Origin of the sequence: Janthinobacterium sp. 35, assembly GCF_002754575.1 — a bacterium.
In the GTDB taxonomy this organism is placed as follows: Bacteria; Pseudomonadota; Gammaproteobacteria; order Burkholderiales; family Burkholderiaceae_D; genus Janthinobacterium; species Janthinobacterium tructae.
Window position 1 is genome coordinate 1,732,597 of record NZ_PEFN01000001.1, and the last position, 20,190, is coordinate 1,752,786.

The window sequence follows — 20,190 nt, forward strand, 5'->3', positions numbered from 1 at the left end:
AGTTTAGAAGGAAATCGTTATCAGGCCAGGCTCAAGGTATGGCCTTCGGCCACGCGCACGACGGCCGGCTTGCCCAGGCCCCGCTTGAGTTCGCCAATGTCGCGGCCGTCATCGTCGCGGATCTGCACGCTCTTGAATGGTTTTAACAGCACTTGCCGCTGCACGCCGTCGGCCAGCACCTTGTAGCGCGTGGCACGCGTGCTGACCAGGCCCAGCGCCAGCAAGCCCAGCACGAGCGCCAGCACGCCGCCCAGTAGTACCAGCACGGGCAGCAGCGGATACTGGATGCGCACCAGCAGCGGTATCGTTGCCTGCGAGGCGCGCACGCTGTCGGGCGGCGTGAACATGTCCGAGATCGGGTCGCCGGGGAACAGTTCCTGCAAATCCTTGCCAAAACTGGGCGCCAGCGCCAGCCGCTGTTCCGACAGGCCCACCTGCGCCTGCATCGGCAGCATCACTTGCTTGCCCATGGCGGCGATCGCCTGCGCCGACCACGGCGAGGGAATCTGCGCCATCGGCAACGCAAACTGTACCTGCACGGCCTGGCTGGCGCCCGGCTGCAGCTGGCGGATTTGATCTGGCGCAACGTGCAGCGGCGCGTTCTGGCCCGCCAGGCTGGCGTGCACCCTGGCGCTGTCGATGACGTACGGGAAAAACATGTTTTGCAAGGACGCCTGCAGCACCACTTGCGGCACCAGGTTCGCCGCATCGACGTCGAGCACGATGGTGCGCCCGTCGCGGCCCAGGCTGGCGTGCACATTGGGGCTGTTCTTGACGGACTGGGGCACGATGCGCACGGCATCCTGGTCCACCGGTTTCAATCGCGCGGGCGGACGCGTCAGCACTTGCGACAACCGCCCTTCCGCCAGGATGCGGGTCAACGCCTCGGACGCCGGCTGGCCATACGCGAGCGCATACACCATCAAACCCTTGGCGCTGTACAGCTTGCCCTGCACGGGCATGCGCAGCGGAAACACCAAGGTCTTGGTGATCGATGGTTCCAGATGCAGCAAGCGATAAAAGTCGCGGTTGCGCTCGGCCGTCTGGCTGTCGTTGTTCGGGCTGTTCTTGTTATTCGTAAAGATCCACACGATGCCGGACGCGGACTGGAACGGCCCCGTGATGGTTTTGGTCACGGCTTCCTGGAAATCCGTGTCGGCCAGCGCGCCGCCGGCACTCTTGCGCGCCAGGCCCAGACTGGCTAGCTGGCCCGCCACGCCGGCGCCGCCCTGTCCCTGCCCGATCAGTGCGGGCGACACATTGCTGCCGCTGCTCTGGCTGAAGGCCAGCGTGTAGACTTTATCGGACGGGCTCGTGGCGGCCTGCGCCACGGCGCCCACCAGGGCTTTCAGTTGCGAATGTTCATCCGTGTAGAACGGCTCCATCCAGCCCGAATTTTGCACCAGAAACGCTTGCTGGATGCCGGCCGCATGCGCTGTGGCAGCGCTGAACAACGCGACGCAGGCCACGCTCAGTAAGCGCGCCTTCATGCCTGCAAGGCCCAGCCATCGATGCGCGACAGCAGCGGATGATACGCCCACAGCGTGCCTTCATGGACAAACAGGCGTACGCGCCACGGCTCGCTGACGGCAAAGGTATGAAACACGGTTTCGCGCAATTCATCGTCCTGCACCAGCTGGGCCGCCAGGCGCTCGTTCGAGCGCAGCACGCTCGACAGGCCGGCGCTGGTGGCAAACTTGACGCCAAAGACGCTGTTGCCCCCGCCTGATTCGAGCAGTGGCATGACGGCCTGGTTCTTGCCGCCATCGTCGCCGTGTTCCGGCTCGTCCCACGGCGCCGTTTTCAGCTTGGTGGCGAAGCGGTAATTGAAGCTGCCCGAACACAGGCGCGGCGCCAGCGCGTCGGCCTTCTCGACCTGGGCGCCCAGTTTCACATAGACATAAGTGCCGCGCCGGCTTTCAAAGCACAGTTGCCACAGGCCACCGTCGCGCGACAGGTAAGGGCTGCCGAATTCGAAGTGCGGCACCAGCCCTTCCGGCCAAGACGTCAACGACGCGGCCACGTTGCCATCGGGCTGCAACTGCAAGCGCAACTGGCCGTTGGCGCAAGGCCACACGGCCATGCGGTTGTAAGCCACGGGCGCGCCGACGGCACCCAGGTCCACGACGCCATCGAGCAGCACGTCGCTGCCCGGCTTTTGTTGCGCGTCAAGATTGACGAAGCGGATGCGGCCATCGTCGTCGCGCAAGGGCGCCCACAAACGATTCTGGAACCAGACAGGTGCGGCCACACACGGCGCGCCGCCCACATGCTCGACCACGTAAGTGAGCGAAGGCACGTCGGGACGGATGCAGGCCAGGCCGTGGCTGGTCGGCAAGACCAGCACACTGTTGAACTCCGGCACCAGCTCGGCGCGCCAGGCACCGTGGACCAGATCCGATTCGGCCAGCAGGCTGCCATGGTCGGGGTCCAGCGCCAGCCAGCGTTGCGAGGCGGGCAGCCAGGCGTGCAAGACGGCCTTGCGCGGATCGAGCGCCAGCAGCGCCGCGGCGCTGGTGCCAAACTGGGCGGAAAAGAATTCGTATTCACCCGGCGGCGGCATGGGCAGCGAGGCATCGGCTTGCGCATGCTCTTCGCGCACGCGCTGGTCCGCCAGCTTCAGGGGCACGCTGGCCTGGCGCAAGCCGGCCGCGCCAGCCGGTGGCACGTCGCTGACGGGCTGTGCGCCGTAGGGCGGCACCCACGGCGGGGTAATTGAAGTGTCGGGCGGCACCTGCAAGGCCGCGCCCGAGGCGGGATCGAACGAGAACTCAGGCGGAAACAGCCGCACGGGCGCGCCAGCGGCAGCCGGCAGGCGCCGCGCGTGCATCAGCTTGCCGATATCGGCCTGGCTCAGCAGGGGCGAGACGTTCTGGCCGTCCGCGCTGCGCTGCATGCTCCACGCGCCATCGTCGTCGACGTACCAAACGCCGGAGGGCACAGCCCAATCCCCAGAAGTTTTAAGATCCATGTATTTTCTATGACTAGCAATGCCTATCAGGCGGTGTAACGGGTGCTGGGGCTGACGCAATGAGGTCGCAACCCTGGCAGTTCTCATAGTAACGTCTTTTTATCTGTATGGAAACATTGACGGCGTTCCTCAGCCCTGCTGCGTGCGCACTTTCGTCAGCAGCTTGGTGGTCGAGCGGTCGTGCGCGAAATCGATGGCCACGGCCTGGCCGCCATACGCCAGCACGGCCTTGCCTTCGGGGATGGCCGCCATGTCATAGTCACCGCCCTTGGCATAGATTTCCGGTTCGATTTCCTGCACCACTTCCAGGGCGCTGTCTTCCGAAAATGGCACCACCAGGCTCACCGCTTCCAGCGCAGCCAGCACGGCCATGCGGTCTTCGCAGCTGTTCAGGGGACGGTCGTCGCCCTTGCCCAGGCGTTTTACCGATGCATCGGTATTCACGGCCACCACCAGCGAGGCGCCCAGCGCGCGCGCCTGCGCCAGGTACGTCACGTGGCCGCGGTGCAGAATGTCGAACACGCCATTCGTCACCACCACCGGTTTCGGCAAGGCTGCGGCGCGGGCGCGCAATTCCTCACGGCCGCACAGTTTGTTTTCAAAATCAGGCATGGATATCTCTTGTTGGGTTAAAGTTGGTCACGCTCCGGCGTGGCTGTCGCCTTGCATGCCGCCGCCAGCGCGGGCAGCCCTCTGTCTTCGCTGCCCGGCCCCGCATTATAGGGGGCGATCCGCTACAATACGCCATCGGCGCCACAGTTTCAGGTGCGCGCCACCTTTCATTCATTGCAAGTAAGCACTTCCTGTGTTTCAATCAAACTATGACACTGACTGAACTGAAATATATCGTTGCAGTCGCGCGCGCGAAGCACTTCGGCCACGCCGCCGAAGCTTGCTTCGTTGCCCAGCCCACCCTGTCAGTGGCCATCAAGAAACTCGAAGACGAATTAGGCGTGGTCCTGTTCGAACGGGGCGGTGCGGAAATCTCCGTCACGCCCCTGGGCGCGCAGATCATCGCGCAAGCCGAACGCGTGCTGGAACAGACGGCCGCCATCAAGGAACTCGCCAAACAAAACAAGGACCCGCTGGCCGGCCCCCTGCGTCTGGGCGTGATCTACACGATCGGCCCCTACCTGCTGCCCCCCCTGGTCAAGGCCATGATAGACCAGGTGCCGCAAATGCCTTTGATTTTGCAGGAAAACTTCACGGTTCGCCTGCTCGAATTGCTGCGCCAGGGCGAACTGGACGTGGCCATCATGGCCCTGCCCCTGCCCGACCATGGCATGGCCATGCAGGAACTGTATGACGAACCGTTCGTCGTTGCCATGCCGCGCCAGCATCCGTGGACCGCGCGTGAAAAAATCGCCGCGCAAGACTTGAAATCGGAAACCATGCTGCTGTTGGGCAATGGCCACTGCTTCCGCGACCAGGTGCTGGAAGTGTGCCCCGAAATGGCGCGTTTTTCCTCGCCCGGCAACGGCATGCAGCGCACGTTTGAAGGTTCCTCGCTGGAAACCATCCGCCACATGGTGGCCAGCGGCATCGGCTTGACGGTGCTGCCGCGCGCCTCCGTCGCCAATATGCACGCCACCGAGGGCATGCTCGAATACCGGCCCTTCGCCGCCCCCGTGCCATCGCGCCGGGTGGTGATGTTGTGGCGCAAGAGTTTTACGCGCAAGGCGGCCATCGATGCCTTGTGCGCGGCCATCGCCAGCTGCGACTTGCCCGGCATTACCCCCTTGTGCGAAAACGCAGCCTAGCGGCCAGGCGTCAAAATAGTACATTTGCATACTATTTGCGATAATCGACCTTTCTCTTCAACAAGATCGAGTCTTCCATGAACAAGCTGGCGCTGTATTTTCGCCTGATACGGCTGGACAAGCCTATCGGTACCGTATTGCTGCTGTGGCCTACCCTGTGTGCGCTGTGGCTGGCGCAGCAGGGCGTGCCGGACTGGCGGCTGCTGCTCATTTTCATTCTTGGCACTTTCCTGATGCGCTCGGCTGGCTGCGCCATCAACGACTACGCCGACCAGGATATCGACAAATTCGTCAAGCGCACGGTGGACCGTCCCATCACCAGCGGGCGCATCAGCGGCAAGGAAGCGCTGGCCGTGGCCGGCGTGCTGACCGTGCTGGCCTTCTGCCTGATCCTGCCCTTGAATGCGCTCACCAAGCAACTGTCGGTGGCGGCCGTCATCATCGCCGGCACCTATCCCTACTTCAAGCGCTTCTTTGCGATTCCGCAAGCGTACCTGGGCATCGCCTTCGGCTTCGGCATCCCCATGGGCTTTGCCGCCATCACGGATGGCGTGCCCGTCGTCGCCTGGCTGCTGTTGCTGGGCAATGTCTTCTGGGCTGTGGCCTACGATACGGAATACGCGATGGTCGACCGCGACGACGACTTAAAGATCGGCATCAAGACCTCGGCCATCACCTTTGGCCGCTACGACGTGGCCATCATCATGCTGTGCTATGCCGCTTTCCTGCTGCTGTGGCTGGTCTGCGGCTGGCACCTGGGCTTGCGCTACTGGTATGTGGCGGGCTTGCTGGTGGCGGCCGGCTGCGCCATTTACCACTACACCCTGATCCGCGCACGCGAGCGTATGCCGTGTTTTGCCGCGTTCCGGCATAATAACTGGCTAGGAGCAGCGGTGTTTGCGGGCGTGGTGCTGGACTTTGCTTTCCGTTAATCAATGATCCTTGCGTCGCCGCAGCTCTTGAGGCGGCGCAAGACTAGCCTGTCCGCTGTTGCCTACACTGGTATTTCACTGTGCAGTTTCACTTCCATGAGGTAATACATGAGCTCGATACATACCGGAAAATCCAGCAGCGACAGCATCCTCGCCGACGCCGACAAGGCGCGCGACAAACTGGTCGGCGACCTGAAAACCGTCATCAATGAAGCGGAAGGCTGGCTCGATGGCGCCAAGGATCAGACGGGAGAGAATGTCAAAGCCGTCAAGGACAAGTTCATCGCCACCCTGGAAACGGCCAAGAAAGACTTGATCAAGCTGGAAGAAGACTTGCTCGAACGTACCAAGAAGGCGGCCAAGGCCACCGATGAATACGTGCAGGACAATCCATGGAAAGCTGTCGGCGCGGGCGCCGTCGTCGGCGTGCTGTTCGGCCTGCTGCTTTCCTCGTCACGCCGCTAGATCGTAACGACGCAGTACCGACGGCGCAGGCCGTCTCCTGACGCGAAAGGCAGCATATGGCTATCGTGCACCATGTCGCCCAAGTCGCAGCGACTCTCGCCGCCATCGTCCAGACCCGTCTGGCCCTGGCGGCCGTGGAAATGGAAGAAGAGTCGCTGCGCTTCCTGTCCTATCTGGCGCTGGCCATGCTGGCGCTGCTGTGCCTGTTTGTCGGCCTGGTGCTGCTGGTCTTCCTCGTCATCGTGTTATTTTGGGACACGCACCGCATCGCCGCCATCGCCATCACGGCCGCCACCTTCATCGCTGCCGCCCTCGCCACCCTGCTCGGTGTGCGCGCCAGTTTCCGCAGCAAGCCGAAACTGCTGTCCTTCACACTTTCCGAACTGAACAAAGACCTGGACGAGCTGCAATTGCTGGCGCGCCGGGAATCGGAGCGGCCATGACCACGCATCCCACCAAGTTATCGCATGTGCACACGGCCGCCAGCCTGGCGCAGCGGCGCGACGCGCTGCTGGCCGAATGCGCGCTGCAGCGCCTGGCCCTGGGCGTGCAGACGCGCCAGTTGCTGGAACCTTTGACGGGCGGCAATCTGCGCCACACCCTGGCCACGCGTTTCAAGGTTCCCCTGATGATAGGAGGCGGCGTGCTGGGCCTGCTGCTGGTGCGCCCGCGCCGCTTCCTGCCCCTGCTGCGGGCCAGCGGCGCGCTGCTCAAGCACGCCACCACCGCCCTGCCCGTCGTGCTGGCGCTGGCGCAGCGTTTCAGCAAGAAAGAAACACCAGACTAACTAACAACGCCTAACAAAACCGTAGCGAGCGGAAGGAAGTTGTGGTCGAGAAGCGCAACTGTACGAAGGTACAGTGAGCATCGCAGGCCGCAAATTACGACGCGCAGTAGGTTTTGATAGGCGTTCTAAAATATTTTTTCCTGGCTGCATCCAAATGGCGATCCCCTGCGTAGTAATGACATCAACCAACCGGTTGAGCCAACTACCAGGAGTTTGCCATGCTTGCCTTCACTGCCCCACGCCATGCCGTTTCCGTCCCCGCACTCACTGTACTGGGCGCCGCCCTGCTGCTGAGCGCCTGCGCCCCCATGAGCGCGCGCTACTCGCAGGAACAATTGCCGAGCGCCGTCAAAGTGCCCGATGGTCATCAAGTCGCCATGCAGACAGTGGGCGTGGGCAAGATCGCCTATGAATGCAAGGCAAAAAAAGACATGCCGGGCCATGAATGGGTCTTCGTGGGCCCGGATGCGGCCTTGAACGACCGCAGCGGCATGCAAGTGGGCACGTATGTCGGTCCGCCTGCCACCTGGGCCAGCCTGGACGGCTCGAAAGTGACGGCGACGCAAGTGGCCGTGGCGCCGGCCGGCGCGGGCAATATTCCGTATCAACTGGTAAAAGCCAACCCGGCCATGGGCAGCGGCGCCATGCAGGGCGTCAGCTACATCCAGCGCGTGGCCACCAGCGGCGGCGTGGCGCCAAGCAGCCCCTGCGGCATGGAGTCCGTCGGCGCCAAGCAATGGGTGCCCTACCAGGCCGATTACATTTTTTGGAAATCGGCATAAATCCTTTCAAGCGACGGCTGGCAAGCTGGTTTCTGGCCTATACTCGGCATTGAAAACTTGCTAACCGTCAACTTCAAACGATTGCGCCCACCTTGCCAGCCCCAGCCACTCCGTTCGACTACGATGCCGCCCTGCGCGCCTGCGCCAGGGGCGAGCAGCAGGCATTGCACGGCCTGTACCAGCAGGAAAGCCGCTACCTGCTGGGCGTGGCCCTGCGCATCGTGCGCCAGCGGGCCCTGGCCGAAGACGTGCTGCACGACGCCTTCCTGAATATCTGGCGCCGCGCCGGCAGCTTCGACGCCACGCGCGGCAGCGGCAAGGGCTGGATCTATGTGGTGGTGCGGCACCAGGCACTGAACGTGGCGCGCGCCCGCGCCCATGAAGTATCGGCCGACGAGGATACCGTGGAAACCCTGCTGCACCAACGCCAAGGCGATGACGCCGGCGACGCCTATGCGCTGCAGGCGAACATGGGCAAACTGCACGATTGCCTGGGCCACCTGGACGAACCCAAGCGCAACAGCATCCTGTACGCCTACGTCGATGGCTGTACCCACAGCGAAATCGCGCAGCGCCTGCAAGCGCCGCTGGGAACCGTCAAGGCCTGGGTCAAGCGGGGCCTGGCCGCCTTGCGGGAGTGCATGGGATGATCGACAACGACGAAGAACTGCAAAGGCTGGCCAGCGAGTATGTGCTGGGCACATTGGCGCTGGCCGAGCGCGCGGAAGTGGAACAGCGCTTGCCGCGCAACGCCGCCTTGCGCGATGCCGTTGCTGCCTGGGAACAGCGCTTGCTGCCCTTGACGACCCTGGCGGCGCCCGAAACGCCGTCCGCGCAACTGTGGCCGCGCATCAGCGCCAGCCTGTTCACGCCGAACACCGTGCGGCAGGCGGGCGGCTGGCAGGCGTGGTGGAACAGCCTGGCCTTCTGGCGAGTGCTGGCCGGCGGCGGCCTGGCGGCCACAGCCGCGCTGGCCGTGCTGGTCACCATGCAACTGCAGGCGCCAGCCGGACCCGGCTATCTGGTCGTGCTGGTGGCGCCACAGGATAAGTCGCCGGGCTGGATCGTGCAGGCGGGCGGACGCGGCGGCAAGAACCGCGACCTGCGCCTGATACCGCTGGGAGCAACAAATGTGCCGCAGCAAAAAGCCCTGCAATTCTGGACCAAGGGCAAGGATTGGGGCGCGCCTGTCTCGCTGGGCCTGGTCAAGCCGGGGCAAAGCCTCAAGCTGACGTTGGACAAGCTGCCGCCGCTGCAGCCGGAGCAACTGTTTGAAATCACGCTGGAACCGGCTACGGGTTCGCCCACGGGCCGGCCGACGGGGCCGATTTTATACATCGGCCGCGCCGTCAAGGTGATCTGATTACTGAGACAGCTCGTCCCCCATCTCGCGCCCGCGCTGCGCGGCCGCCTTGATGCCCTTGACGATGGCCGCCTTCACACCGCTCTCTTCCATGCTGGTGAGTGCCGCATACGTCGTGCCGCCCTTCGACGTGACGCGCTCGCGCAGCAGCGACACGGCTTCGCTGGAGTTCGCCGCCAGCTGCGCCGCGCCCGTAAAGGTGGCAATGGCCAGCTGCGTGCCCTGCTCCGGCGTCAAGCCCAGTTCGGCAGCCGCCTGCTGCATCGCTTCGATAAAGTAGAACACGTAGGCGGGGCCGCTGCCCGACACGGCCGTGACGGGGTCGATCTTCGCTTCGTCGTCGAGCCAGACGGTCTGGCCGACGGCGCGCAGGATGGCGTCCGCCGTCTTTTTCTGTTCGTCGCTGACGCCGCTGCTGGCCACCATGCCCGTGATGCCCATGCCGATCAGGGCCGGCGTGTTCGGCATGCAGCGCACGATGGCAGGGTAATCACCGAGCCAGCGCGACAGGTCTTGCGCGCGGATGCCGGCCGCGATCGACAGGATCAATGGCGCCCGTTCCCCGTCAAGGAAGGGCAGCAATTGCGCCGCCACTTCGCGCATGCTTTGCGGTTTGACGGCCAGCACGATCACGTCCACGCCGCGCAGCGCTTCACCGGCGGCAGTCGCCGTGGTGACGCCGAATTGCGCCTGCAATTTTTCCAGCGCGGGCGCATGCGGGTCGATCACGTGGATGTTGCCGCCCAGGGTCAGTTTGCCTGCCAGGCCGGCGATCAGGGCGGCGGCCATATTGCCGCCGCCCACGAAGGCGATGTTCAATTCTGTCGTCATGGTGATTCTTTCATTCAATCAGTGAGAGTAATTACGGGAACCGAAGATGGCACTGCCCACGCGTACGATGGTGGCGCCTTCCAGCACGGCGGCACGCAAGTCGGCCGACATGCCCATCGACAGGGTGTCGAGCGCCAGCCCGTCGGCCTTCAATTGCTGGTACAGCACGCGCAATTGCGCAAAGGCAGCGCGCTGAAGGTTGACATCCGTTTCCGGCTCGGGAATCGCCATCAGGCCGCGCAAGCGCAAGCGGGGCAATTGCGCCACGGCGCGCGCCAGCGCCGGCAAGTCAGCCGGCGTCACGCCGCTCTTGCTCGCTTCGCCGCTGATATTGACTTGCAGGCAGATATTCAGGTCCGGCAAGCCGGCCGGGCGCTGCTCGGACAGGCGCACGGCGATCTTTTCCCGCTCCACCGTGTGCACCCAATCGAAGTGTTCGGCGATGGGGCGCGTCTTGTTGCTCTGGATGGGGCCGATAAAGTGCCATGCCGGGACGTGCTGCGGTGCGGCCTCCTTCACCAAGGCGATCTTGTCGAGCGCTTCCTGCAGATAATTTTCGCCAAACGCCACCTGGCCCGCGCGCATGGCGGCCAGCACGGCGCCCGCGCCGAAGGTTTTTGACACGGCCAGCAGGGTCACCTCGGCCGGCGCACGCTGCGCGTCAGCGGCGGCCTGCGCAATACTGTCGCGCACGGCTTGCAAGTTCTGTTCGATTGTGGACATAATCATTTTCTAGTGTATAGGGGCGGCGGCACAGTGCGCCAGCCCATCAATGCAGGCACAGGGATTATAAATGGACATCTCCGAATTACTCGCTTTCTCCGTCAGCAACAAGGCTTCCGACCTGCACCTGTCTTCCGGCCTGCCGCCGATGATACGCGTCCATGGCGACGTGCGCCGCCTGAACGTGGCGCCGCTCGAGCACAAGGATGTGCACAGCATGATCTACGACATCATGAACGACAGCCAGCGCAAAGCCTATGAAGAAGCGCTGGAATGCGATTTCTCGTTCGAGATTCCCGGCCTGGCGCGCTTCCGCGTCAATGCCTACAACCAGGAACGGGGCGCTTCGGCCGTGCTGCGCACGATTCCCTCAAAAGTGCTGAGCCTGGAAGAACTCAACGCCCCGCGCATCTTCGGCGAGCTGGCCATGCGTCCGCGCGGCCTCGTGCTCGTCACGGGTCCGACCGGCTCCGGCAAGTCGACCACCTTGGCGGCCATGGTGAACCACGTCAACGAACGCCTGAACCACCATATTCTGACCATCGAAGACCCGATCGAATTCGTGCATGAGCCAAAAAAATGCCTGATCAACCAGCGCGAGGTGGGATCGCATACGCATTCGTTCAGCAACGCGCTGCGCTCGGCCCTGCGCGAAGACCCGGACGTGATACTGGTGGGCGAATTGCGCGACCTGGAAACCATCCGCCTGGCACTGACGGCGGCCGAAACGGGCCACCTGGTGTTCGGCACCCTGCACACCTCATCGGCGGCGAAGTCGATCGACCGCATCATCGACGTCTTCCCCGCCGAGGAAAAGGAAATGGTGCGCGCCATGCTGTCCGAATCCCTGCAAGCCGTTATTTCGCAGAACTTGCTGAAAACCAAGGACGGCGCGGGCCGCGTGGCCGCGCATGAAATCATGCTGGCCACGCCCGCCGTGCGCAACCTGATCCGCGAAGCGAAAGTGGCGCAAATGTATTCGGCCATCCAGACGGGCAGCAACGTGGGCATGCAGACCCTGGACCAGTGCTTGAGCGACCTGGTGCGGCGCGGCACGATCTCGGCCGAAGCGGCCCGCGCGGCCGCCAAATCGCCTGAAAACTTCCCCGGATAAGCCCATGCAGACGACGCACGAATACTATGGCGCCATGCACGCGCTGCTGGCGCAGATGCGCGCACGGGGCGGCTCCGACCTGTTCATCACGGCCGGTTTTCCTGCCGCCATCAAGCTCGACGGCAAGCTGACGCCGCTGGCGGGCGCCGCGCTCGATGCGCAACAGGCGGCCGGCTACGTGCGCGCCGTCATGAACGAACGCCAGGCGGCCGAATTCGCGTCCAGCCGCGAAGCCAATTTCGCCATCAGCCCGGACGGCCTCGGGCGTTTCCGCGTGTCCGCCTTCGTGCAGATGGGTCAGGCAGGCATGGTCTTGCGCTTGATCAATACCGCCATCCCCACGCTGGATGGATTGGGCCTGCCCGCCATTCTGCAAGACATCGTGATGAGCAAGCGGGGCCTCGTCATCATGGTGGGCGCCACGGGTTGCGGCAAGTCGACCACCTTGGCGGCCATGGTGGGCCACCGCAACGCGCACAGCCACGGCCACATCATCACCATCGAAGACCCCGTGGAATTCATCCATCCGCACGGCAACTGCATCGTCACCCAGCGCGAGGTGGGCGTCGATACGGACGACTGGGCCACGGCCCTGAAAAACACCCTGCGCCAGGCGCCTGACGTGATCCAGATCGGCGAAATCCGCGACCGCGAGACCATGGACCACGCCATCGCATTCGCCGAGACGGGCCATCTGTGCCTGGCGACCCTGCACGCAAACAACGCCAACCAGGCGCTGGACCGCATCATCAATTTCTTCCCCGAAGAGCGGCGCCAGCAGCTGCTGATGGATCTGTCGCTCAATTTGAAGGGCATGATTTCGCAGCGGCTGATCCCCAACAAGGACGGCGGCGGACGCAAGGCGGCGCTGGAAATCCTGCTCAATTCGCCGCTGATGAGCGATCTGATCTTCAAGGGCCAGGTGCACGAGATCAAGGAGCTGATGAAAAAATCGCGCGAGCATGGCATGCAGACGTTCGACCAGGCCCTGTTCGACCTGCACGAAGGGGGCGCCATCAGCTATGAAGACGCGCTGCGCAATGCCGATTCCGTCAATGACCTGCGCCTGACGATCAAGCTCAAGGGCGCAACGGCGCCAGAACCGGCCCCGCAAACGGGCACCACCAAACTGGGACTGCTCTGACATGAGCAGCATCCACGCTTTCCAGGCCGAGGCGCTGGACGGCACGCCGGTCGACCTGGCGCGCTACAAGGGCAAGGTGCTGCTGATCGTCAATACGGCCAGCGCCTGCGGCTTCACGCCGCAATACCAGGGCCTGGAAGCGCTGTACCGCGAATTTCACGAGCAGGGTCTGGTCGTGCTGGGCTTTCCCTGCAACCAATTCCGCCAGCAGGAACCGGGCTCGAATGCGGAGATCGGCGCTTTTTGCGAGAAACACTTCGGCGTCACCTTTCCCCTGTTTGCCAAGATCGACGTAAATGGTCCGCAGACCCATCCCCTGTTTGCGCAATTAAAACAGGCGGCGCCCGGCATATTGGGCACGCAAGCGATCAAATGGAATTTCACCAAGTTTTTGGTGCGCAAGGATGGCAGCGTATTTCGCCGCTACGCGACGGCCAGCAAACCGGCCAGCCTGGCGGACGACATTCGGCAATTACTACAGGAATAGCACGCGACGCTTTGATTTAAAACAACAAACATTGAAATCAAGCTATCCGTATTTATTTCATGCTTGATATTAATATTGTGTTTCCAATAGCAAATTTCGGTGATAATGTTGACATAATTATTCGCAGATATCGATCAAAAAACGATGCCAGTCTTTGGGAAATTCATATCTTCATGGATGCGGATGGGCATTTATTCCCGTCTCTTCATTCCTATTTTCTTCCTGATACTCGCCGTTTCCGCCGTTCGCTATCACGCCCTGCTCGGTACGGAAACGGCGCTGGCAAAGGCGCGCTACCAGAGCGATGCCCGGCAACTCGACCTGTTCCTGGCCAATAGCGTGCTGCCGCTGAGCGTACACACGGACGGTCACGCGATGCACGACAGCGTGCGCCAGGTGCTGCGCGGCGCCCTGCCGCTGAACCGCAGCCTCGTTTCCGCGCGCTGGGACACGGCTGACGCGCATGTCGAAGTGCTGGCCGACAAACCGCTGGGCGACAGCGTGGCGGTCACGGTGCCCGCGTGGTTCGCGCGCCTGGCCGGCATCACGGCCATCCGCAGCCGCCTGACGGTGGCGCTGCCGGACGGCGGCGACGGCATCCTCGCCCTGCACTACACGCCCGGCCTGCCCCTGGCGCAGGTATGGCAGAGGGTGCGCGAACAGGCCGTCCTCAGCACCATCAATATCGTATTGGTCTTCCTCTTGCTGGGCTTGATCCTGGCCACGCACCGGCGCTTGCTGGCGCGGCTGGTGCAAGCGACCGACCGCTTCCGCGAAGGCGACTTCGCCGTGCGCCTGGCGGCTGGCGCCACGCCCGAAGCGCAAGCCGTATCGCACTCGTTCAACAGCATGGCCGGCGATGTCGAAGAACTGTTTTCCTCGCTGAAGACCAGCCAGCGCCAGCTGGGCGAGCAGCTGAACGAAACCGTGCACATGCAGCAGGCGCTGCAAAAACTGTCCTGGCAAAACTACAATGATGTACTGACGGGTTTGCCCAACCGTGCCGCGCTGGCCGCCCGCTTCGAACAGGAACTGTTCCTGGCGCGCGAACGCCAGCGCCTGCTGGCCGTCTGCCTGTTCGACCTCGACCACTTCCAGGTCATCAACGACCGCTACGGCGCCGAAGCGGGCGATGAAATCCTCAAGCAGGTGGCGGGCCGCCTGCACAGTTTTACGGGCCAGGTCCACTACGCGGCGCGCCTGGGCGGCGATGAATTCGTCATGCTGCTGTGCGGCCAGGTGAATATCGCCAGCATCGAACAGAACGTCACGCAATTGATGCAGGAACTGAGCCGCCCCTACCAGTGCGACCAGCAGGCGCTGCACATGACGGCCAGCGCCGGCATCGCCGTCTATGCGGGCAAGGACTTGAATACGGAAAGCCTGCTGCGCCACGCCGACCACGCCGTCTACCAGGCGAAATTGACGGGGCGCAACCAGTACCACTTCTTCGATACCAACCTCGATGAAGAAGTGCGCACCCACCACAACCAGCGCACGGAAGTGCGCCAGGCCCTGATCAACGGCGAACTGCGGCTGTACTACCAGCCCAAGGTCAACATGCGCGCCGGCACGGTGGTGGGCATGGAAGCGCTGCTGCGCTGGCAGCATGCACGCCGCGGCGTGCTGGCACCGGCGCAATTCCTGCCGCTGGTAGAGCAGACGGACCTGATCATCGACATCGGCGAATGGGTGCTACGCCAGGCCCTGTGGCAGCTGCAGCGCTGGAGTGCGGCCGGCAAGCACTGGGTGGTCAGCGTGAATATCGCGGCGCGCCACTTCCAGCGACCCGATTTCGTCTCGCGCCTGGAAACCATCCTCGGCGAATTTCCCGGCGTGTGCGCCAGCATGCTGGAACTGGAAATCCTCGAATCGTCGGCCCTGCACGACATCGAGGACGTGCGCCGCATCATCCGCGCCTGCCAGGCGCTGGGCATCACGTTCGCGCTCGACGATTTCGGCACCGGCTACTCGTCGATGTCGTATTTGAAGCGCCTGCCGGCGAACATCGTCAAGATCGACCAAAGCTTCGTGCGCAACATGCTCAACGACCGCGACGACCTGCACCTGGTGCGCGCCGTCATCGGCCTGGCCCGTTCATTCAGCTTGACGGTGATTGCCGAAGGCGTGGAAAGCGTCGAACATGGCGCGCGCCTGATCCAGCTGGGCTGCGACCTGGCGCAAGGCTACGGCATCGCCCGCCCCATGCCGGCCGACGCCGTGCTGGAGTGGGCGAACAATTTCATCCCGGCGCCGCAATGGAAAACTGCGCAATATAGCGAAGTGTCTATTTGACCTTGGACAAAGCGGAGTCGATCAACTCGATCCAGTGCCGCACGGGCGTCTCGGTGCCCGACTGCAGGTGGCTCAGGCAGCCGATATTGGCCGACACAATTTCATCGGGCTCGCACGCTTCCAGGTTTGCCACCTTGTTATCGCGCAGCTGCTGCGACAGGGCCGGTTGCAGGATCGAATACGTGCCCGCCGAACCGCAGCACAAATGGCTGTCGGCGCACAGGCGCACGTCGACGCCGACGGCGCGCAGCACCTGCTCCACCTTGCCGCGGATTTGCTGGCCGTGCTGCAGGGTGCACGGCGGGTGATACGCGACTTTTTTGCCGATGCGCCCTTTCAGCTGCGCCACCAGCTCGTTTTCAAACGCCGGCATGACCTCGGACAAATCGCGCGTCAGTGCGGCGATGCGGCGCGCCTTCTCCGCATACTGCGCGTCGTGCGCCAGCAAATGGCCGTATTCCTTCACCGTTGCGCCGCAGCCGGACGCCGTCATGACGATGGCTTCGGCACTGTCGACATACGGCCACCAGGCGTCGATATTGCGGCGCATGTCGTCCAGCGCCGCTTCCTGGTCGTTCAGGTGATGGCGCAGCGCGCCGCAGCAACCGGCCTTCGGCGCGACGATCAATTGCACGCCCAGCGCATCGAGCACGCGCGCCGTGGCCGCGTTGATGTTGGGCGACATGGCCGGCTGCACGCAGCCGTCGAGCAGCAGCATGCTGCGCGCGTGCTGGCGCGCGGGCCATGCACCGGCGGCGGCGCCCGGGCGCAATTTATCCTGCAAGCCTTTTGACAGCAAGGGCCGCAGCGCCTGCCCCGCCTTGTACACGGGCGTAAACAGCCAGCGGCGCGGCAAGGCTTCCTTCAGGGCGAAGCGCAAGGCGCGTTCGCGCAAGGGGCGCTGCACGCGCTGTTCGACGACGTTGCGGCCGATGTCGACCAGGCGCCCGTACTGCACCCCCGAGGGACAGGTCGACTCGCAGTTGCGGCAGGTCAGACAGCGGTCCAGGTGCGTCTGCGTCTTGGCCGTGACGGGCGCGCCTTCGAGCACTTGCTTGATCAGGTAGATGCGTCCGCGCGGGCCATCGAGCTCGTCGCCCAGCAGCTGGTAGGTGGGACAGGTGGCCGTGCAAAAGCCGCAATGCACGCAGGCGCGCAAGATGGCTTCGGCTTCGTCGCCTGCCGGCGTATTCTTGATGAAATCGGCGAGATTGGTTTGCATGCGCGCTCAATACATTCTGTGCGGGTTGAAGATGCCGGCAGGGTCGAAAGCCTGCCGCAGGCGCTGGTGGATGGTGGCGATGGCGGGCGCCAGCGGGTGGAACACGCCCACCGTCTTGTCGCCGCCGCGGAACAGGGTGGCGTGACCGCCAGCGGCAGCCACCGCCTGGCGGATTTCCTGGGCGCCTTGCACATCGGCGTCGCCATCGAGCTTCAGCCAGCGCTGCGCGCCGCCCCACTCGATCAGCTGGCGCCCTTTTACAATCACGGCGCTGGCGTGCGGCGGCAGCGACAAGCGCCACAAGCTGCCCGCGCCCGCAAAGAAAGCGTGCGTCTGTTCGCGCACGGCCAGCCAGAAGGCGGCCGCCTCATCGGCTGCCAGCAGCTCGCCGCCCAGCGTGTGCAGCGCCGCCGACACGGCCGCTTCAGCGCCGGACAGACGCAGCGTCAGCACGCCGTCGTGCCAGCAGCTGGCCGATATCGGCAGCGGCTTGCCCGCCCATTCATTGAGCAAGCGCAAGGCGGCGATTTCCGCGCACGCCACGCGCAACGTCGCTTCGCGCAGCGGCAGGGGCAGCACCTTCAGCGACACTTCCAGGATCAGGCCCAGCGTGCCCATGGACCCCGCCAGCAGGCGCGAAACATCGTAGCCGGCCACGTTTTTCATGACTTGCCCGCCGAAAGCCAGGCGTTCACCATGACCGTCCATCAGCACGGCGCCCAGCACGAAATCACGCAGCGCGCCCGCGCTGGCGCGGCGCGGGCCGGACAGCGCGCTGGCGACGACGCCGCCCACGGTGGCGCCAGGACCGAAGTGCGGCGGCTCGAAGGCCAGCATCTGGTTGCGCGCGGCCAGCGCCGCCTCGATGTCCGCCAGCGGCGTGCCGCAGCGGGCCGTGATCACCAGCTCCGTCGGTTCATAGTCGATGATGCCCGCATACGCGCGCGTGTCGAGCACCTCGCCTTCGAGCTGCTGGCCATACCAGTCTTTCGTGCCGCCGCCGCGCAGGCGCAAGGGTTTGCCCGCCGCGCTGGCCGCCAGGATGGCCTGCCTGAATTGTTCCACTATCGCTTGCAAAGGAGTCTCCGGCAAATTAAAAACGGGGCAGGTTGGCGAATGGCAGGCGCCCTGCCGTCACATGCATCTTGCCGAATTCGGCGCAGCGGTTCAAGGTGGGGATCGCCTTGTCCGGGTTCAGCAGGGTATGCGGGTCGAAGGCGCGCTTGACGGCAAAGAACGCATCGAGTTCGGCGCGCGTAAACTGCACGCACATGGAATTGATCTTTTCCATGCCCACGCCATGCTCGCCCGTGATGGTGCCGCCGACGGCCACGCACAGCGCCAGGATGTCCGCGCCAAACGCTTCGGCGCGCTCGAACTCACCGGGTTTGTTGGCGTCGAACAGGATCAGCGGGTGCAGATTGCCGTCGCCCGCGTGGAACACATTCGCGCAGCGCAAGCCATGCGTCGTTTCCATGCCGGCGATGCCCGTCAGGACTTGCGCCAGTTTTTTTCTCGGAATGGTGCCGTCCATGCAGTAGTAATCGGGCGAGATGCGCCCGGCGGCGGGAAACGCATTCTTGCGGCCGGACCAGAACTTCATGCGCTCCGCTTCCGACTGCGAGACGGCGATGGCGCTGGCGCCCGCCCCTTCCAGCACCGCCGTCATGCGGGCGATTTCCTCTTCCACTTCCTCGTGCGTGCCGTCCGCTTCGCACAGCAAAATGGCGGCTGCATCGATGTCGTAGCCGGCCTTGACGAACGGTTCGACCATGCGCGAGGAGGTCTGGTCCATCATTTCCAGCCCGGCCGGGATGATGCCGGCGGCAATCACGTTGGCCACGGCGTTGCCGCCCGTGACGACGTCGTCAAAGGACGCCATGATGACCCTGGCCGTGGCCGGTTTCGGGATCAGTTTCACGGTCACCTCCGTGACGATGCCCAGCATGCCTTCGGAGCCGATGAAAACGGCCAGCAGGTCGAGGCCCGGAGAGTCGAGGCATTCGCCGCCCAGTTCCAGCACGTCGCCATCGATGGTGACGATGCGCACGCGCAGCACATTGTGCACGGTCAAACCGTATTTCAGGCAATGCACGCCACCCGAGTTTTCCGCCACGTTGCCGCCGATGCTGCAGGCGATCTGCGAGGAGGGATCGGGCGCGTAATACAGCGCGTGTGGCGCCGCCGCTTCGGAAATGGCCAGGTTGCGCACGCCCGGCTGCACCACGGCGATGCGCGCATACGCATCGAGGCGCACGATGCGGTTCAAACGCGCCGTCGACAGCACCACGCCGTCGGCGATCGGCAAGGCGCCACCCGACAAGCCCGTGCCGGCGCCGCGCGGCACGATCGGCACCTTCAGTTCCCGGCAGACACCGAGAATGGCGATGACCTGTTCCTCCGTATCGGGCAGGGTGACCACCATCGGCAACTGGCGGTAGGCGGCCAGGCCGTCGCATTCGTACGGGCGCGTATCTTCGGCGTCGGACAGCACGCAGCGGGCCGGTAGCACGGCCAGCAGGGCCGCGACGACGGCTTGCTGGCGCGCGGCGGTCAATCCAGGTTCAGGGGCAGCATTGAGCATAAGATGGGGGGAAAGGGCATGGGCGTGCAACGATTGTAAGCACAAAAGTGGCGCGCAGCGCTTTTTTTGTCCATTTCGAAGCCAAATCCGCAGCCAGGCGGCGCGCAGTGTCGTATGCTGCCCCCATTCTTCATTGACAGGATCAGCATCATGGGCAACCGACTCTCGAAAATCGCCACGCGCACGGGCGACAATGGCAGCACCGGCCTGGGCGACGGCAGCCGCACCAGCAAGGACAGCGCCCGCATCCACGCCATGGGCGACGTGGACGAACTCAATTCCCATATCGGCTTGCTGCTATGCGAAGCCATGCCCGACGCCTTGCGCGACGAACTGGTGGCCATCCAGCACGATCTGTTCGACCTGGGCGGGGAAATCTGCATCCCCGGCTACCAGCTGATCAAGGAAGAGCACGTGCTGCGCCTCGATGATTTACTGGCGAAATACAATGCGGACTTGCCCGCCTTGAGTGAATTCATCCTGCCGGCCGGTTCGCGCGCCGCCTCGCTGGCGCATGTATGCCGTACCGTGTGCCGCCGCGCCGAGCGCAGCATCGTCGCGCTGGCCAATGCGGAAACCATCCACGAGCATCCGCGCCAGTACGTGAACCGCCTGTCGGATCTGCTGTTCGTGCTGTCGCGTGTGCTGAACCGCTTTGCCGGCGGCAGCGACGTGCTGTGGCGACATGACCGCGCCAGAGGGTAAAACAGGAAGTGACAGATGATCGCGG

At 63.9% G+C, this 20,190-nt stretch carries 21 protein-coding genes; 13 read left to right on the forward strand and 8 right to left on the reverse strand.

Annotated elements, in window-relative coordinates; genetic code table 11:
* Positions 1-20: 20 nt before the first annotated feature.
* The 3 genes from CLU93_RS07790 to rfaE2 all read right to left on the reverse strand — a co-directional run bounded on the left by CLU93_RS07790 (position 21) and on the right by rfaE2 (position 3,583).
* Entirely contained in the window at positions 21-1,490 is a 1,470-nt protein-coding gene (locus CLU93_RS07790; RefSeq protein ID WP_099760647.1) for a hypothetical protein, read from the reverse strand.
* Complete coding sequence (locus tag CLU93_RS07795; RefSeq protein WP_143451719.1) at positions 1,487-2,941, reverse strand: hypothetical protein; 1,455 nt, start codon at positions 2,939-2,941, stop codon at positions 1,487-1,489. The genes CLU93_RS07790 and CLU93_RS07795 overlap by 4 nt, the downstream gene beginning before the upstream one ends.
* Positions 2,942-3,100: 159 nt before the next feature.
* Positions 3,101-3,583 carry a D-glycero-beta-D-manno-heptose 1-phosphate adenylyltransferase gene (gene rfaE2, locus CLU93_RS07800; protein WP_099760649.1) on the reverse strand — a complete coding sequence of 161 codons (483 nt, stop codon included), beginning with the start codon at positions 3,581-3,583 and terminating at the stop codon, positions 3,101-3,103.
* A 209-nt stretch (positions 3,584-3,792) separates the two neighbouring features.
* Here rfaE2 and CLU93_RS07805 point away from each other — a divergent pair, with 209 nt between their 5' ends.
* From CLU93_RS07805 to CLU93_RS07840, 8 genes are all read left to right on the forward strand, one after another.
* Positions 3,793-4,731 (forward strand): hydrogen peroxide-inducible genes activator, encoded by a 939-nt coding sequence (locus tag CLU93_RS07805; RefSeq protein WP_099760650.1) that lies wholly within the window; start codon positions 3,793-3,795, stop codon positions 4,729-4,731.
* A gap of 77 nt (positions 4,732-4,808) precedes the next feature.
* Positions 4,809-5,663: a 4-hydroxybenzoate octaprenyltransferase gene (gene ubiA / locus CLU93_RS07810; protein ID WP_099760651.1), complete on the forward strand. Its 855-nt coding sequence runs from the start codon at positions 4,809-4,811 to the stop codon at positions 5,661-5,663.
* 108 nt (positions 5,664-5,771) lie between these two features.
* The gene (locus CLU93_RS07815; protein ID WP_046683402.1) at positions 5,772-6,128 is read left to right on the forward strand and encodes a glycine zipper domain-containing protein; all 357 of its coding nucleotides are present in this window, start codon (positions 5,772-5,774) and stop codon (positions 6,126-6,128) included.
* Positions 6,129-6,184: 56 nt separating this feature from the next.
* Positions 6,185-6,571, forward strand: a complete 387-nt coding sequence (locus tag CLU93_RS07820) for a phage holin family protein (protein ID WP_099760652.1) — start codon at positions 6,185-6,187, stop codon at positions 6,569-6,571.
* Positions 6,568-6,915: a hypothetical protein gene (locus tag CLU93_RS07825; RefSeq protein WP_099760653.1), complete on the forward strand. Its 348-nt coding sequence runs from the start codon at positions 6,568-6,570 to the stop codon at positions 6,913-6,915. Before CLU93_RS07820 ends, CLU93_RS07825 begins: the two co-directional genes overlap by 4 nt.
* Before the next feature lie 218 nt (positions 6,916-7,133).
* Positions 7,134-7,697, forward strand: a complete 564-nt coding sequence (locus CLU93_RS07830; protein ID WP_099760654.1) for a DUF3455 domain-containing protein — start codon at positions 7,134-7,136, stop codon at positions 7,695-7,697.
* 92 nt (positions 7,698-7,789) lie between these two features.
* Complete coding sequence (locus tag CLU93_RS07835) at positions 7,790-8,347, forward strand: sigma-70 family RNA polymerase sigma factor (protein WP_099760655.1); 558 nt, start codon at positions 7,790-7,792, stop codon at positions 8,345-8,347.
* Complete coding sequence (locus CLU93_RS07840) at positions 8,344-9,060, forward strand: anti-sigma factor (RefSeq protein WP_099760656.1); 717 nt, start codon at positions 8,344-8,346, stop codon at positions 9,058-9,060. The genes CLU93_RS07835 and CLU93_RS07840 overlap by 4 nt, the downstream gene beginning before the upstream one ends.
* On the opposite strand, the gene proC is transcribed toward CLU93_RS07840, so the two are convergent.
* On the reverse strand, positions 9,061-9,891 hold the full coding sequence (proC, locus tag CLU93_RS07845; protein WP_099760657.1) for a pyrroline-5-carboxylate reductase: 831 nt from the start codon (positions 9,889-9,891) through the stop codon (positions 9,061-9,063).
* Between the two features lie 18 nt (positions 9,892-9,909).
* Positions 9,910-10,614, reverse strand: a complete 705-nt coding sequence (locus CLU93_RS07850; RefSeq protein WP_099760658.1) for a YggS family pyridoxal phosphate-dependent enzyme — start codon at positions 10,612-10,614, stop codon at positions 9,910-9,912.
* A 70-nt stretch (positions 10,615-10,684) separates the two neighbouring features.
* Between CLU93_RS07850 and CLU93_RS07855 the strand changes: the two genes are divergently transcribed.
* From CLU93_RS07855 to CLU93_RS07870, 4 genes are all read left to right on the forward strand, one after another.
* Positions 10,685-11,728 carry a type IV pilus twitching motility protein PilT gene (locus CLU93_RS07855; protein WP_099760659.1) on the forward strand — a complete coding sequence of 348 codons (1,044 nt, stop codon included), beginning with the start codon at positions 10,685-10,687 and terminating at the stop codon, positions 11,726-11,728.
* A gap of 4 nt (positions 11,729-11,732) precedes the next feature.
* Positions 11,733-12,872, forward strand: a complete 1,140-nt coding sequence (locus tag CLU93_RS07860; RefSeq protein ID WP_180287822.1) for a PilT/PilU family type 4a pilus ATPase — start codon at positions 11,733-11,735, stop codon at positions 12,870-12,872.
* Between the two features lies 1 nt (position 12,873).
* Entirely contained in the window at positions 12,874-13,359 is a 486-nt protein-coding gene (locus CLU93_RS07865; RefSeq protein ID WP_099760660.1) for a glutathione peroxidase, read from the forward strand.
* Positions 13,360-13,542: 183 nt separating this feature from the next.
* On the forward strand, positions 13,543-15,654 hold the full coding sequence (locus CLU93_RS07870; protein ID WP_099760661.1) for a putative bifunctional diguanylate cyclase/phosphodiesterase: 2,112 nt from the start codon (positions 13,543-13,545) through the stop codon (positions 15,652-15,654).
* On the opposite strand, the gene glcF is transcribed toward CLU93_RS07870, so the two are convergent.
* Genes glcF through CLU93_RS07885 form a run of 3 tightly spaced genes read right to left on the reverse strand, consistent with a single transcriptional unit; the run spans position 15,647 to position 19,460 of the window.
* A complete protein-coding gene (gene glcF, locus CLU93_RS07875; protein ID WP_099760662.1) occupies positions 15,647-16,876 on the reverse strand; it encodes a glycolate oxidase subunit GlcF in 1,230 nt (409 codons plus the stop codon). The two genes, CLU93_RS07870 and glcF, sit on opposite strands and share 8 nt — an antisense overlap.
* 6 nt (positions 16,877-16,882) lie before the next feature.
* Positions 16,883-17,953, reverse strand: a complete 1,071-nt coding sequence (glcE, locus tag CLU93_RS07880) for a glycolate oxidase subunit GlcE (protein ID WP_099760663.1) — start codon at positions 17,951-17,953, stop codon at positions 16,883-16,885.
* Positions 17,954-17,969: 16 nt separating this feature from the next.
* Positions 17,970-19,460 (reverse strand): FAD-linked oxidase C-terminal domain-containing protein, encoded by a 1,491-nt coding sequence (locus CLU93_RS07885; RefSeq protein ID WP_099760664.1) that lies wholly within the window; start codon positions 19,458-19,460, stop codon positions 17,970-17,972.
* A 150-nt stretch (positions 19,461-19,610) separates the two neighbouring features.
* On the opposite strand from CLU93_RS07885, the gene CLU93_RS07890 reads away from it, so the two are divergent.
* Positions 19,611-20,165: a cob(I)yrinic acid a,c-diamide adenosyltransferase gene (locus CLU93_RS07890; protein ID WP_099764289.1), complete on the forward strand. Its 555-nt coding sequence runs from the start codon at positions 19,611-19,613 to the stop codon at positions 20,163-20,165.
* Positions 20,166-20,190 lie beyond the last annotated feature (25 nt).